Source organism: Flavobacterium chungangensis, assembly GCF_042654045.1.
GTDB lineage: Bacteria > Bacteroidota > Bacteroidia > Flavobacteriales > Flavobacteriaceae > Flavobacterium > Flavobacterium chungangensis.
In genome coordinates this window covers 207,388-222,280 of sequence record NZ_JBHSFY010000003.1, presented here as the reverse complement: position 1 = coordinate 222,280, position 14,893 = coordinate 207,388, and the positions used below count along the sequence as shown (strand labels likewise).

Sequence of the window (14,893 nt, the reverse complement as noted above, 5' to 3'; positions counted from 1 at the left end):
TTAATTCTTTTCTATTACTTTAACTTCAACAGCTCCAGTTCCTTCAAAGAAAGAAACTAATTCAGCTTCGTTATCATTTACAGCAACCTCCATTAAAAAGTGGTCATCAGTTGTTCTTACATCTGGGTTTTCAGCTTCTTTAAAAGGCCATAATCTACTTCTCATGTAAAAAGTAATAACCATTAAATGAGCTGCAAAAAACACAGTCATCTCAAACATAATTGGCACAAAAGATGGCATATTTTGGATAAAACTAAAACTTGGTTTACCTCCAATATCCTGTGGCCAGTCATGAATCATGATGTAACCCATCATAGTTGTTGCAACAGAAATACCAACACATCCATATAAAAAAGCACATATTGCTAATCTTGTTGGTGCTAATCCCATGGCTTTATCCAATCCGTGAACCGGGAATGGAGTAAAAACCTCTTCAATATGATGATGAGCAGCTCTAGTCTTCTTTACTGCATTCATCAAAACGTCATCGTCATTATAAATGGCGTATATAACTTTATTACTCATGATGTGAATCTTTACTGTTTGCTCTTTCTCTAATATAATTATCTCCTGTTCCTTTCAAAATTGTTTTAACCTCTGCCTGAGCAATTACAGGGAATGTTCTAGAGTATAATAAAAACAATACAAAGAAGAAACCAATTGTTCCAATGAAAATTCCAATATCAACAAATGTTGGTGAGAACATTGTCCAAGAAGATGGAAGGTAATCTCTATGTAAAGAAGTAACAATAATTACGAATCTTTCAAACCACATACCGATGTTTACTACAATCGAAATAATGAATGAGAACATGATACTAGTTCTTAATTTTTTGAACCACATAAACTGAGGAGAGAACACGTTACATGTCATCATTGACCAATATGCCCACCAGTAAGGTCCAGTAGCTCTGTTTAAGAATGCATATTGCTCATATTCTACACCTGAATACCAAGCTACGAATAACTCAGTGATGTAAGCTACACCTACAATAGATCCAGTAATCATGATAATGATGTTCATTAACTCGATATGCTGCAATGTGATGTATGCTTCAAGGTTAGATACTTTTCTCATAACAATCAACAATGTATTTACCATCGCGAATCCAGAGAAAACCGCTCCAGCAACGAAGTATGGAGGGAAAATTGTTGTATGCCATCCTGGAATTACAGAAGTAGCAAAGTCCATAGATACAATTGTGTGTACAGAAAGTACAAGTGGAGTAGCCAAACCAGCTAATACTAAAGATACCTCTTCAAAACGTTGCCAGTCTTTAGCTCTACCGCTCCATCCAAAACTTAAGATAGAATAAACTCTTTTGTTAAATGGAGTAATAGCTCTATCACGAAGCATTGCAAAGTCAGGTAATAAACCAGTCCACCAGAACACCAATGATACTGAAAGATACGTTGAAATCGCGAATACGTCCCAAAGTAAAGGTGAGTTAAAGTTTACCCATAAAGATCCAAATTGGTTTGGAATAGGTAATACCCAATATGCTAACCATGGACGTCCCATGTGAATAATTGGAAATAGACCTGCTTGAACTACAGAGAAAATAGTCATAGCTTCAGCAGAACGGTTGATGGCCATTCTCCAACGTTGACGGAAAAGTAATAATACCGCAGAAATTAATGTTCCAGCGTGACCAATACCAACCCACCAAACGAAGTTAGTAATATCCCAAGCCCAGCCAACTGTTTTATTTAATCCCCATGTTCCGATACCGGTAGATACGGTGTAAATTATACAACCTAACCCCCAAAGGAAGGCTATTAATGCGATTGAAAATACAATCCACCATTGCTTGTTTGCAGGCCCCTCAACAGGTGCAGCTACATCTACAGTTACATCGTGATAAGATTTATCACCAATAACTAAAGGTTTTCTAATGGGTGCTTCGTAGTGAGACGACATAATCCTTTATATTGTTTCTTAATTAATAATTTTACTAAGTATTTCTAACTTTAACATGGTAAACCACATTAGGTTTTGTACCTACATGCTCTAATAAGTGGTATGATCTTTCGTCAGCAGCTAATTTAGCAACTTTACTTTCTTTATCATTTACATCACCAAATATCATTGCTCCTGAAGAACAAGCACTAGAACAAGCTGTTTGGAATTCACCATCTCTAACTGGACGGCCTTCGTTTTTAGCTTTTAATTTAGTAGCTTGTGTCATTTGGATACACATAGAACATTTCTCCATAACACCACGAGAACGTACGTTAACGTCTGGATTTAATACCATACGGCCTAAATCATCGTTCATATGATAATCGAACTCGCTGTTTTTGTTGTATAAGAACCAGTTAAAACGACGTACTTTATATGGACAGTTGTTCGCACAGTAACGAGTACCAACACATCTGTTGTAAGCCATATGGTTTTGACCTTCACGACCGTGAGAAGTTGCAGCAACTGGACAAACTGTTTCACAAGGTGCGTGGTTACAGTGTTGACACATTACAGGCTGGAATGCAACTTGAGGATTATCTCCTGCTTTTTCCATTTCATTAAATGTAGATAATGAACTAGATAAACCAGCAATTCCTTCTTTTCTTTCGTTATCACCTTCAAAAGTACTTTCAGAAGAATAATATCTATCGATACGCAACCAGTGCATATCACGGCTTCTTCTTACCTCTGCTTTACCTACAACTGGAACGTTGTTTTCTGCGTGACAAGCGATAACACAAGCTCCACATCCAGTACAAGCATTTAAGTCAATTGAAAGGTTGAAGTGATGCCCAGTTGTACGATCAAATGATTCCCAAAGATCTACAGTAGTAGCCTCAACTTCTTGGTGATCTAAAGATACCATTGGTTTTTCATTCCAATGTTCAGCATCTTTAGTATTGAATATTTCTAAAGTAGTTTCTTTAATAATATCTCCTCTACCCATTAAAGTTTTCTGACCTTGAACACAAGCGAACTCATGTACACCACCAGCTTTAGCAATAGATACTGATTGAACATTATTGAAACCTTTATATAAAGCGTAAGCATTTAAACCTACTTGCATTTCTTCTTTTAGAGCTGCTTTACGTCCGTATCCAAGAGCTAGACCTAAAGTACCAACTGCTTGACCTGGCTGAACGATAACTGGAACATTTTCCAATTTAACGCCATCAACAGTAATAGTAGCATAACTACCATTTAAACCTCCGTTTGCAACAATTTCATTTGATAAACCAAGTTTTTTAGCATCTACATTAGAAACTGTAACATAGTTATCCCAAGAAACTCTTGTAATTGGATCTGGAAACTCTTGTAACCAAGGGTTATTAGCGTGTTGTCCATCTCCTAATCCTGTTTTAGTATATAATACTAATTCAAAATCACCAGCAGATTTAGATCTTGTAACAGCATTTGCAGCAGTAGCAGCATCAATAGTACCTCCAGACAAAGCTGTAGCTCCAAGAACAGCTACACCATCATGTAATACTTTATTCCAAGAAGCTCCTGCAGTGTAAGCTCCAGAATTTGTTTTTAAGTAGTCATAAAAAGTACCAGCTGTACCATTTACTGACAATAAAACATCTTGAAATTGTTTTGTATTAAAGATTGGGCGAATTGTTGGCTGAGTTAAGCTATATGTTCCGCTTGTAAGTTCAAGATCTCCCCAAGATTCTAAGTAGTGAGGAGCTGGCGCAGCAATTGAAACAATTGATGCAGTTTCGTCTTCTTTTAATGAAAAAGCAACAGACGTTTTAACTTTTTTCAATCCAGATACAAAAGAAGCTGAATCAGCTAAAGTGTAAACAGGATTAACTCCACTCATAATTAAAGTATGAACACTTCCAGCATTCAAATCTTTAATCAACTGTGCAACTGCAACATTAGAACCTTTTCTAATTTGTCTAGCTCCAGCAGTACTAAAAGCTTCACTAGCCAATACTTGATTGATAGCTAAAACTAATAATTGAGCATTTTTATCTTCAATTCCAGATACTAAAACTCCTTTTGAACCAGCAGCTTTAAGCTGTTGTGCAGCTTTTACTACTTCAGTTTTAAAGTTTCCTTCTAAAGCCACAGGAATAGAAGCACCTACAACAATATTATAAATTTGAACTAAAGCTTGCTTTTGAGCAGCTACAGTCATTGGAACACGCTTATCAGCAGCTGCTCCAGATAATGTCATGTTTGATTCAAACTGAAAATGACGAGACATTTTTCCGTTTTGAGGAATACGTCCTTGTGCATATCCTGTATCATATCCTCCACCTTGCCAGTCTCCTAAGAAATCAGCACCAACAGAAACGATTAAAGAAGCTTTTGAAAAATCATAATCAACTAAAGCTCTTTGACCATAAGCAGATTCAAAAGCATCTAAAGCCTCAGATGAAGAAACCGCATCATACACAACGTGCTTAGCGTTTGGATTTTTTGCAATAAACTCAGCAATTAATTTCTCAGTAGATGGACTAGCTAAAGTATTCGTTAATAATACTACTTGCCCACCTTTTGCTTTTGCATCTGCCAAACTTGATTTAATTTTTAAATCAACAGCTGACCAAGAAGAATTTTTACCATCTACTTTTGGCTCTTTCAAACGAGTACTATCATACAATCCTAAGATAGATGCATGAATTCTAGCATTCGCAGAAAATTTAGCTCCTGCAATTGTATTGTTTTCAATTTTAATTGGACGACCCTCACGAGTTTTCACCAAAAGATTAGCAAAATCAAATCCGTCAAAAACTGTAGTTGCATAATAATCTGCAACACCAGGAATGATTTGTTCTGGTTGTAATACATAAGGGATAGACTTGTGAACAGGACCTTCGCAAGCAGCTAATGTTACAGCCGCTGTACTAAACCCTACGTACTTTAAAAAGTCACGACGTGAAGTCCCAGATGTAGATAAAGCCTCAGCGTTACCCAAAAACTCATCAGTAGGAATCTCTTCAACAAATTCGTTATTTCTAAGCGCCTCAACAATAGAGCTATTTTCTAGCTCTTCAACACTTTTCCAGTATTTTTTGTTTGATGACATTGTATATATATATTAAAATCTTAATAAATCGATTAATAGTGGCATTTACCACACTCTAAACCTCCCATTTGCGCTGCAGTTAATTTCTCTACACCGTATTTTTTAGAAAGTTCAGCATGAATTTTGTCATAGTAAGCGTTACCTTCCATCTTAACATCAGTTTTTCTATGGCAATCAACACACCATCCCATTGTTAATTTAGAGTACTGCTTCATGATTTCAAATTCTTGTACTGGACCGTGACAAGTTTGACATTCAATACCTGCAACAGAAACGTGTTGAGAGTGGTTGAAGTAAACAAAGTCAGGTAAGTTATGAATACGAACCCATTTTACAGGCTGTGTTTTTCCAGTATAAGCTTGTTTAGTCTTATCCCATCCAACAGCATCATATAATTTTTGAATTTGAGCATCGTAGAATGCTTTACTGTACTCAGGAGTCGCAGTTGTTTCAGCAACCTCAGAAATGTTTTTATGACAGTTCATACAAACATTTAATGAAGGTATACCAGCAGTTTTACTTACACGAGCCGCAGAGTGACAATATTTACAATTGATTTCATTATCACCAGCGTGAATCTTGTGAGAGTAGTGAATTGGCTGAATTGGCTCATAATTCTGATCTACACCTACTTGCATTAAGTATCCGTAAACAAAATAACCACTAGCCAACAGCAAGAAGATTGAAGTTACCAAAACCAAGAATTGGTTTTTAACGAAAGCTTTCCAAATTGGAGTTCTAGCTTCTTTTGGAGCAATTTCAATACCGTTTTTGTTTGCAACTTTAGTTAAAACCTTGTTTACCATAAACAACATCACAACTAAAATAGCCATCACAAGAGCAAGAGCTCCTAAAATAATGTTATTTGAAATAGCACCATCCTGAACACTTGTCCCAGGAGGAGTTGCAGCACCTCCTGGAGCTGCAGCTGGTTCAGCTTTCGGCTCAGAAGTATAAGCTATAATATTATCAATATCACCTTCAGATAACTGAGGAAAAGAAGTCATTACTGCTTTATTATTTTCCTCAAAAAGTTTAACAGCAACAGGATCACCTGACTTAATCATGTCAGAACTGTTATGCACCCACTTATAAAGCCAAGCTTTATCATGTTTATCAGCAACTCCTCGTAAAGCCGGACCTGTTGATTTGGCATCTAATTTGTGACATGCAGCGCAATTTGCATTAAAAAGTTCTTTCCCTTTTACTGGATCACCGCCTCCTGCAGCTGGAGCAGCCGCAGCAGCCTCAGGCGCCGCCGGAGCAGCAGCATCTTGAGCAAATGAAGTTAGGGAGAAAATTAACGTTAGCGATAAGCCAAACAGCAATTTTCTTGAGATCGAATTATGGTTACCCACCTTTTTCATATAGTATAAATAATTGTCTACTAATTTTTGGTATGATTTTTTCTGTACTAAATCCAGTAAAAACCTATACCCTCTTTTAAAACTTGCACAAAAATACGACTTATGAACTATTCTCAAAACCTTAAAATAGTCTTAATTATCAATTTATATCAATTCTAAATAATATTAAAATTTCACACTCAAACTTTAAATAGTATTTTTGCATAAAAACCATCACATTATGAGAATTTTAAGTCCTTCAAAAAACCTTTTCTTAACAATTACAACGATTGCTTTCGCACACAATATTAATGCTCAAGATCAAAATTTAACACTGAATCAAGATTCTAAATTTGAGCAGTTACTAAACGAAAAGCGCAAAATTAACACGTCAATAAATACAAACGATACTTATAGAATTCAAATCTTTAGCGGCAAAAGCGATGAAGCAAAAAAAACATTATCGGATTTCAAAAGAGAAAATTCCAATATTGACGGAACTATCATTTTCAGCACCCCAAATTACAAAGTAATTGTTGGGAATTTTAAAACTAGAATAGAAGCGGAAAGAAATTTAGCGGAAATCAAAAAAAGATACAAAAGCGTTTTCTTACTTAAACCCGGAAAATGATTCATGCAGAAACAAAAAAAAGCGAGATCTTTATATCTCGCTTTTTTTGTTTCTATTTCAGAACTGCAACTTTTAAATCTAATTTACCACTTTGATCCCGCTCGCTAAAAAACGTATTTCCTCTTTTGGTATTTTTATCGCATCTATTTCCGTCTTTGTTTTCTTAGCATCTTTCGCATAATGTTTAAGCTCTTCAACCGACGTTATTTTTTTTTCGGCATTCCCTTCTAAAACTACATTTTTACCTTTTAATGCAGTAGGCACAAAAAAAGCGTAATCCTTCATTTTTACAAAGAAAGACGCCCCGTCTTCCGTTTTAACGCTTATCCAGCATCCTCTCTTCGGACAAACGTCAGTCACCTCTCCCCTAACCGCAACACTTTCTATTTTATTTGCATCTTTTAGATTTTTCTGTAATTCCTCTACCGAAATTACTTTTCCTATCAAAGCATCTGAAACATCTTCGCCATAATAATCTCCAACTAAAGCATTACCTGCTGGCGGAGCTGGTTTTTCAACATTCTCTTGCGAAAAAGATACCGTTGAGAAACTCACAAAAACCAAGGCCGCATATATTAAAACTCTTTTCATATTTACATCATTTATATTCAAAAATAATATTAAAATTTGAAACAGCCCTCCAAATTCATATCCACTTTACTTTATTCTGAATTAGAATCTAAAATTTGTCGTATTTCTTTTTCGACACCATCCCAATCAGTCAAAAAATCTGAATTAGCCCATAAACAATCTACAGCCGCCTGTCCCATAACCCTACCCATTTTTACATCACTATCCCAATGCGCATTACAAACAATGCGACTTTGACCAAAATCATGTCCGCGTTTCAAAATCTCCCTCTCTTTTTCTGGAAAAAGCTTAATTAAAACCAATGACCATGCCCAACCTACAGCAGCATGACCTGAAGGAAATGAGCCCACTTTGTACAATATATTTTCCTGATCTGGAGTACATGTTTTTTGATTATTAACCATAAAAGGACGCTCACGTTTGTAATGATTTTTCGCAGCATAAGTCGACAATCCTGCATCTGTCATAACCCTTCGCATCAATACATAAAGCTTAGGAGTATTTGACTCACTAATTGCCATGCCTATAATTGGCTCAAATGATTTAACCGCAAAAGGAAAAGACAAGCCTGCATCTCTTGCCGCTTGCAAAAAACGCTCATCATCTTTAGACTCCAAAGCCTTTCTTGCATGCTCTAAATCTGACTCAAAAAGACTTGAGTCGTGTGCCGGAGGCGGTGATAACAAAAGAAGACTGTTTGGCATTTCTGCTTCAGACAAATATCCCTCTAACAAGGCAGGCATTATTTCTCTTAACTGCTGAACATTTGTAAAATTACTAACAGGATTCTCTGATTTAAAACGCCTGCCTAAAATTGTATTCACAATATAACTTATCCTTACATTTATCCCCATATCAGTACAAATAATTTTACCCAACAATACTTTCCTACATGAATTTATGTTTAAAAAAATAAAAGAAAATTACTACACAAAGAAACAAACAATCTCCTAACCAAACCGCTGTCAAATCTTTCATTTAGGTTTCATATTATAAAATGAAACATATTTATAAGAATTGATCCTATGACAACCACAATCTTTACGCATAAAAAACCTAAACAAAAAAAGTCCCAATTTTCATTGGGACTTTTAAATATATTAATTGAATATTATTTCAATTTCTTTTTGATTGCTACTTCATGGTAAGCCTCAATAACATCATTAATTTCGATATCATTAAATCCTTTTATCTGGATACCACAATCATAACCTTTACTTACTTCTTTCACGTCGTCTTTGAAACGTTTTAAAGCAACTAACTCACCTGTATGAACCACAACTCCATCTCTAATAACTCTAATTTTAGAAGTTCTTAAGATTTTACCATCTGTCACCATACATCCAGCAATCGAACCAACTTTAGAAATTTTGAAAATCTCACGAATTTCAGCATTTCCTAAAATTTCTTCTTTCATCTCTGGAGCAAGCATTCCTTCCATTGCATCTTTCAAGTCATCGATAGCAGCATAGATAATAGAATAGTAACGGATATCGATTTCTTCTTTATCAGCAAGCTGTCTCGCATTTCCTGCTGGACGAACGTTAAATCCGATGATGATTGCATCTGATGCAGAAGCCAAGTTAACATCAGTTTCTGTAATTGCACCAACACCTTTATGAATAATATTGATCTGAACTTCTTCTGTAGAAAGCTTAGAGAACGAATCTGATAATGCCTCAACAGAACCATCCACGTCTCCTTTAAGGATCACGTTTAATTCTTTAAACTGACCAAGAGCGATACGACGTCCAATTTCATCAAGTGTAATATGTCTTTGTGTACGTACAGATTGTTCACGCATTAATTGAGAACGTTTAGATGCAATTTGTTTTGCTTCTTTTTCGTCTTCAAATACATTAAACTTATCACCCGCTGTTGGAGCTCCATCTAAACCTAAAACAGATACCGGAGTCGAAGGACCAGCACTTAAAATAGTATGCCCTCTTTCATCATGCATTGCCTTAACTTTACCGTGGTGCTTACCAGCCAACATATAATCTCCAATTTTCAAAGTACCTTGTTGTACTAAAATCGTAGACACATATCCTTTTCCTTTATCTAAGTAAGCCTCAACAACAGTTCCTTGAGCTCCTTTATTTGGATTTGCTTTTAGATCTAAAATCTCAGCTTCCAATAAAACTTTCTCTAATAATTCTTTAACACCTGTTCCAACTTTTGCAGAAATATCATGTGACTGAATTTTTCCACCCCAATCTTCAACAAGTAAATTCATACCAGCCAAACGCTCTTTAATTTTATCAACATTCGCGTTTGGTTTATCAATTTTATTGATTGCAAATATAATTGGCACTCCCGCAGCCTGTGCGTGAGAAATTGCTTCTTTAGTTTGCGGCATGATATCATCATCTGCCGCTACTACGATAATCGCAATATCTGTAACTTGAGCTCCACGTGCACGCATCGCGGTAAACGCCTCGTGACCCGGAGTATCTAAGAATGCTATTTTTTGTCCGTTATCTAAAGTAACTCCATATGCTCCAATGTGCTGAGTAATACCTCCTGACTCACCAGCTATTACATTTTCTTTACGAATATAATCCAGTAAAGATGTTTTACCGTGGTCAACGTGCCCCATTACAGTCACAATTGGCGCTCGTGTTACTAAATCTTCTTCTCTATCTTCTACAACCTCGATTGCTTCTTCAATATCTACCGTAATGAATTCAACATCATAACCAAATTCATCTGCTACGATAGTTAATGTTTCAGCATCTAGACGCTGATTCATAGTTACCATGATACCAAGAGACATACAAGTTCCAATTACTTTAGTAATCGGCACATCCATCATGATTGCAATTTCACCTACAGTAACGAACTCGGTAACTTTAATCGTTTTACTTCCTTCGTCAAGAGCTCTTTGCTCATCATCAGATTTCTGACGGTGCGTTTCTCTTTTATCTCTTCTATATTTTGCCGCTTTAGATTTCCCTCCTTTACCTTGAAGTTTTTCAAGAGTTTCTCTAATTTGGTTTTTTACTTCTTCTTCAGTAGGCTCAACTTTTGCTACAATTGCAGGACGGTTTCCTTTTACAAAACCTGGTCTCTGACTTCTGTTCGCATTAAAACCTCCTCCACTATTTTGAGCTGGTTTATTATTCGAATTTGGCGTTCCAGCCGCATTACCTGTAGCAGGTTTTGGCGCACCAGGCGTACCCGGTTTTGGACCAATTCTTTTACGCTTGTTTTTATTATTTGCGTTGTTGTTATTACCAACACCAGGAGCTCCAGGTTTATTCTGAGCCGCTTTAGGATCTTCTTTCTTCTTCTTAGGTTTATTAAATTGAGATAAATCAATTGTCTGACCTGTAAGAGTTGTTCCTGTAAGTTTTTGGTATTGAGTAGTAATAGTTTCCTCTGAAGTTGTTGGATCAGTAGACACGATTGGCTCCTGAGCAACTTTAGATTCTGCCTTAACTTCTTTTTTCTCAGTAATAATAGGTTCTTCTTTTTTTGTTTCAGAAACAGGAGTTGAAACAACTGGTTCAGATTTTACTGTTTCATTTTGAACAGGTTTTTCTGGTTGCACAGGTGCAACAACAGCTTTTGGCTCTTCAGCCTTAACCGTTTCCTCAGAAGGAGTAATCGCAGGTTTTTTTGGATTCAAGTCAATTTTACCCACTTGTACAGGTCCCGAAACAACTGCTCTCGCTTTAATTATTTCTTGCTGTTTTTGACGCTCTTCTTCTTGTCTGCGTTTGTCTTCAATTTCTTTCTCACGCTCTACACGTAATGCTTCTTTTTCCTTTCTTTTTTCTTCTCCAACCTCTTTAGAAGCCTCCTTGTTCCCCTTATCGCCCGCAAATTGGCTTTGAAGGATATTAAATTCGCTATCAGAAATTTTTGCATTTGGATTTGCATCAATAGCAATTCCTTTATCTTTTAGATAATCTACAGCTCTTTCTAACGAAATATTTAATTCCCTTAAAACCTTGTTTATTCTTATTACTCTCTCTTCAGACATATAACCTTTTTATTATTACCTTTTTCGTTGTGTTGTTAGAGCAGATCTAAGCCATTGCTTAATTATCAAACTCTTCTTTTAGTATCTTCATAACATCTAGAATCGTTTCCTCTTCTAAGTCTGTTCTTCTTACTAAATCTTCTACATCGTGTTTCAAGATACTTTTTGCTGTATCCAAACCGATCTTTGCAAACTCTTCAATTACCCACTCTTCGATCTCATCTGAGAACTCTGTTAATTCAACATCGTCTTCATCTGCAACAGTACCGGCAACATCTCCTTCACGAATAACATCTAGCTCATAACCTGTCAATTGACCTGCTAATTTGATATTGTGACCACCTCTACCAATTGCTTTAGAAACCTCTTCTAATTTCAAGAAAACTTCAGCTCTTTTGTTATCCTCATCAATTTTGATAGAAGAAACTTTAGCAGGGCTTAAAGCTCTTGTTATAAATAATTGAATATTGTTTGTATAATTGATTACATCAATATTTTCATTTCCTAATTCGCGAACAATTCCGTGAATACGAGAACCTTTCATCCCCACACAAGCTCCAACTGGATCAATTCTATCATCATAAGAATCAACAGCTACTTTTGCTTTTTCACCAGGAATACGAACTACATTTTTAACTGTAATTAATCCGTCGAAAACTTCTGGAATTTCTTGTTCAAATAATTTTTCTAAAAACTTCTCTGAAGTTCTAGACATAATAATTTGAGGTTTGTTTCCTTTTAATTCAACGCTTTCAATAATTCCACGCACATTATCTCCTTTACGGAAGAAATCTGACGGAATTTGTTTTTCTTTTGGAAGTACAATTTCATTTCCTTCGTCATCAACTAAAATAACTACTCTTGGACGTACGTGATGCACTTCGGCTGTATAAATATCACCGATAATATCTTTAAATTGCTTGTAAAGATTTGTATTATCGTGTTCGTGAATTTTAGATATTAAATTCTGACGAAGCGCTAAGATAGCTCTTCTTCCTAAATCAATCAATTTTACTTCTTCAGAAACCTCTTCACCAATTTCAAAATCCGCTTCAATTTTTCTTGCTTCAGTCAATGTAATTTCCTCATTTTCAAAATCAAGATCCTCATCAGCAACAATTACTCTTCTTCTCCAGATTTCCATATCACCTTTGTCAGGGTTTATAATGATATCGAAATTTTCATCTGAACCGTATTTTTTCTTTAATGCATTTCTAAATACGTCCTCTAAAATTGCCATAAGCGTTACACGATCAATAAGTTTATTATCTTTAAACTCTGAGAATGAATCGATTAATGCTAAATTTTCCATGCGAATTTTTTAATTAAAATTAAAATGTTACCGTAACAACTGCCTCTTTAATTTCTGTATAAGGTATTTGTTGTTCTTTTTGAACTGTTTCTTTTCCTTTTCCTACTTTTTTCGGTTCTCTTGCTTTCCAAGACAAAATTATAAAAACATCATTAGCTTCTACTAATTCTGCCTCTATTTTTTCCGTATTTGTGGTAACAATCAACGTTCTACCAACATTTTTCTTGTATTGTCTTACCATTTTTAACGGCGTTCCTACTCCAACTGATGCTACTTCAAGAGAAAAATCTTGTTCTTCACGATCTAGATTATTCTCGATTGCACGACTAATGTCGATACAGTCTTGCAACGCCACTCCATTATCACCGTCTAAACCAACACTAATTTTAAAAGAATCTGAAACTGCCAAATCAACCAAAAAGACTGATGGTTTTTCCAGAAGAGCTTCTGTAATTAATCCGTTTACTTTTTCTTTAAATGTCATAATTTTATAAAAAGAGGGGACACTTAGTCCCCTCATTATTTAGATTTTAATAAATAACAGTGCAAATATAGTGTTTTTTTTATAAATCAAATAAATTGATTGCTCTAAAATAATTCCGTATCTTTATAATAGCATTAAAAACACAGAATTATTCATATTTTAACCCCTCAAAATCATGAAACGAATTTTAGTACCTACCGACTTCTCCGAACACGCAGAAGACGCTTTAAGAGTTGCCTCCCAAATCGCAAAAAAGAACAATTCTGAAATCATTCTCCTTCATATGCTTGAATTGCCACAGCAATCTAACGACGCTATAGTGGGCGGAGCAAGCATTCCTGAAACTATGCTTTTTATGAAAAAAGCAAACGAAACACTAGATGAAGTCGCTTCAAGAGAATATCTCGAAGGAATACCGGTGACTGAAATTGTAAAAATAGACAAACCTATACATGGAATAACACAGATCAGCAAAGATTATGATGTCGACCTAATAATTATGGGATCTCATGGCTCTTCTGGCGTTGAAGAATTATTAATTGGTTCCAACACCGAGAAAGTTGTTAGAAATTCAGAAATTCCTGTTTTAGTCATTAAGAAAAATATCCCGAATTTTAATGCTTCTGATATTGTTTTCGCCTCTGATTTTTCTGAAGAAGCAAAAAAACCATTTGAAAAACTTTTAAATTTCGCCAAGCTATTTGATTCAAAATTACACTTAGTCACCATTTGCACACCTAACAGCTTTAAGCCAACTCATGTAAGCGAAAAAGCCATGAGTGACTTTCTTGCCGAATTCAATATTACAAATTACACCACTCAAATTTACAACGATACCAATATTGAAAAAGGAATTATAAACTTCTCCAACAGAATAAATGCCGATGTTATCGGAATGTGCACGCATGGCAGAACCGGTTTTGCACACTTTTTCAATGGAAGCATAAGCGAAGGATTAGTCAATCATGCCGTTAGACCAGTGATCACTTTAAAAATTTAAAAGTAACATAAATACAAAAGCTTCTCATGTTGAGAAGCTTTTTTTTATACATTAAACATAAAGAATTAATAAAACATTCTTCAATTTATCTTCACGTCCCCAGTAATTTTCGCACCTCTTCTACAGTCATACCAAGATATGCCGCTAGAGCCTCAATACTACCACCAAAAAAAACTAGTAAGTCATCAATCCAGTTTCCTCCTTGCACTAATTTCATCTCGGAAGAACTCAACTCTGTAAAATTCAAATTATCTAAATTATTCATAATTCTAAATTATTAAATTATCATTCAGTTAAAACAAAAACATTCTGCAGTATTTTTCATCATACCAAATATAACTAAAATACTGATACACAGCAATTAAAAAACAAAACAATTCTTACTTCATATATAAATCAAAATATATTATATGATAAATTTAAAAAAGATATAATCTTTAATTCCTTGTCCGGTAGACTTTAAAATTGATTCGCGTATGGATTTAATCATAAAAAACCATCTGATTTCTTAGATCAATGTTTTTTTTTTAATCAA

Annotated in this window: 12 protein-coding genes; 2 read left to right on the top strand and 10 right to left on the bottom strand. The window is 35.2% G+C overall.

The window, feature by feature from the left end; translation table 11 throughout:
• From ACFO3N_RS06105 to ACFO3N_RS06090, 4 genes are read right to left on the bottom strand one after another with little or no spacing between them, the layout of a single operon-like run.
• Positions 1 to 525 (bottom strand): DUF3341 domain-containing protein, encoded by a 525-nt coding sequence (locus ACFO3N_RS06105; protein WP_008466841.1) that lies wholly within the window; start codon positions 523 to 525, stop codon positions 1 to 3.
• Positions 518 to 1,921, bottom strand: a complete 1,404-nt coding sequence (gene nrfD, locus ACFO3N_RS06100) for an NrfD/PsrC family molybdoenzyme membrane anchor subunit (protein WP_008466839.1) — start codon at positions 1,919 to 1,921, stop codon at positions 518 to 520. Before nrfD ends, ACFO3N_RS06105 begins: the two co-directional genes overlap by 8 nt.
• Before the next feature lie 34 nt (positions 1,922 to 1,955).
• The gene (locus ACFO3N_RS06095; protein WP_379796074.1) at positions 1,956 to 5,006 is read right to left on the bottom strand and encodes a TAT-variant-translocated molybdopterin oxidoreductase; all 3,051 of its coding nucleotides are present in this window, start codon (positions 5,004 to 5,006) and stop codon (positions 1,956 to 1,958) included.
• Positions 5,007 to 5,038: 32 nt separating this feature from the next.
• Positions 5,039 to 6,373 carry a c-type cytochrome gene (locus ACFO3N_RS06090; RefSeq protein WP_379796072.1) on the bottom strand — a complete coding sequence of 445 codons (1,335 nt, stop codon included), beginning with the start codon at positions 6,371 to 6,373 and terminating at the stop codon, positions 5,039 to 5,041.
• Between the two features lie 220 nt (positions 6,374 to 6,593).
• Between ACFO3N_RS06090 and ACFO3N_RS06085 the strand changes: the two genes are divergently transcribed.
• On the top strand, positions 6,594 to 6,983 hold the full coding sequence (locus ACFO3N_RS06085; protein WP_379796070.1) for an SPOR domain-containing protein: 390 nt from the start codon (positions 6,594 to 6,596) through the stop codon (positions 6,981 to 6,983).
• A 78-nt stretch (positions 6,984 to 7,061) separates the two neighbouring features.
• Here the strand turns inward: ACFO3N_RS06085 and ACFO3N_RS06080 are convergent, their stop codons facing one another.
• From ACFO3N_RS06080 to rimP, 5 genes are all read right to left on the bottom strand, one after another.
• Positions 7,062 to 7,574 carry a DUF4920 domain-containing protein gene (locus ACFO3N_RS06080; RefSeq protein ID WP_379796068.1) on the bottom strand — a complete coding sequence of 171 codons (513 nt, stop codon included), beginning with the start codon at positions 7,572 to 7,574 and terminating at the stop codon, positions 7,062 to 7,064.
• Between the two features lie 71 nt (positions 7,575 to 7,645).
• Complete coding sequence (locus ACFO3N_RS06075) at positions 7,646 to 8,428, bottom strand: acid phosphatase (RefSeq protein ID WP_379796066.1); 783 nt, start codon at positions 8,426 to 8,428, stop codon at positions 7,646 to 7,648.
• A gap of 257 nt (positions 8,429 to 8,685) precedes the next feature.
• The gene (gene infB, locus ACFO3N_RS06070) at positions 8,686 to 11,562 is read right to left on the bottom strand and encodes a translation initiation factor IF-2 (RefSeq protein WP_379796064.1); all 2,877 of its coding nucleotides are present in this window, start codon (positions 11,560 to 11,562) and stop codon (positions 8,686 to 8,688) included.
• 58 nt (positions 11,563 to 11,620) lie between these two features.
• Complete coding sequence (gene nusA / locus ACFO3N_RS06065) at positions 11,621 to 12,874, bottom strand: transcription termination factor NusA (protein WP_095927936.1); 1,254 nt, start codon at positions 12,872 to 12,874, stop codon at positions 11,621 to 11,623.
• A 19-nt stretch (positions 12,875 to 12,893) separates the two neighbouring features.
• A complete protein-coding gene (rimP, locus tag ACFO3N_RS06060) occupies positions 12,894 to 13,358 on the bottom strand; it encodes a ribosome assembly cofactor RimP (protein ID WP_172426838.1) in 465 nt (154 codons plus the stop codon).
• 175 nt (positions 13,359 to 13,533) lie between these two features.
• Between rimP and ACFO3N_RS06055 the strand changes: the two genes are divergently transcribed.
• On the top strand, positions 13,534 to 14,358 hold the full coding sequence (locus ACFO3N_RS06055) for a universal stress protein (RefSeq protein WP_379796062.1): 825 nt from the start codon (positions 13,534 to 13,536) through the stop codon (positions 14,356 to 14,358).
• 91 nt (positions 14,359 to 14,449) lie between these two features.
• Here the strand turns inward: ACFO3N_RS06055 and ACFO3N_RS06050 are convergent, their stop codons facing one another.
• Complete coding sequence (locus tag ACFO3N_RS06050) at positions 14,450 to 14,623, bottom strand: hypothetical protein (protein ID WP_379796060.1); 174 nt, start codon at positions 14,621 to 14,623, stop codon at positions 14,450 to 14,452.
• Positions 14,624 to 14,893: the final 270 nt, after the last annotated feature.

Excerpts from the sequence above, each read along its gene's own strand:
- ACFO3N_RS06105 (WP_008466841.1), bottom strand. The coding sequence starts at position 525 with ATGAGTAATAAAGTTATATACGCCATTTATAATGACGATGACGTTTTG.
- ACFO3N_RS06090 (WP_379796072.1), bottom strand. The coding sequence starts at position 6,373 with ATGAAAAAGGTGGGTAACCATAATTCGATCTCAAGAAAATTGCTGTTT.
- ACFO3N_RS06050 (WP_379796060.1), bottom strand. The coding sequence starts at position 14,623 with ATGAATAATTTAGATAATTTGAATTTTACAGAGTTGAGTTCTTCCGAG.
- nrfD (WP_008466839.1), bottom strand. The coding sequence starts at position 1,921 with ATGTCGTCTCACTACGAAGCACCCATTAGAAAACCTTTAGTTATTGGT.
- ACFO3N_RS06085 (WP_379796070.1), top strand. The coding sequence starts at position 6,594 with ATGAGAATTTTAAGTCCTTCAAAAAACCTTTTCTTAACAATTACAACG.
- infB (WP_379796064.1), bottom strand. The coding sequence starts at position 11,562 with ATGTCTGAAGAGAGAGTAATAAGAATAAACAAGGTTTTAAGGGAATTA.
- nusA (WP_095927936.1), bottom strand. The coding sequence starts at position 12,874 with ATGGAAAATTTAGCATTAATCGATTCATTCTCAGAGTTTAAAGATAAT.
- rimP (WP_172426838.1), bottom strand. The coding sequence starts at position 13,358 with ATGACATTTAAAGAAAAAGTAAACGGATTAATTACAGAAGCTCTTCTG.
- ACFO3N_RS06080 (WP_379796068.1), bottom strand. The coding sequence starts at position 7,574 with ATGAAAAGAGTTTTAATATATGCGGCCTTGGTTTTTGTGAGTTTCTCA.
- ACFO3N_RS06075 (WP_379796066.1), bottom strand. The coding sequence starts at position 8,428 with ATGGGGATAAATGTAAGGATAAGTTATATTGTGAATACAATTTTAGGC.
- ACFO3N_RS06055 (WP_379796062.1), top strand. The coding sequence starts at position 13,534 with ATGAAACGAATTTTAGTACCTACCGACTTCTCCGAACACGCAGAAGAC.
- ACFO3N_RS06095 (WP_379796074.1), bottom strand. The coding sequence starts at position 5,006 with ATGTCATCAAACAAAAAATACTGGAAAAGTGTTGAAGAGCTAGAAAAT.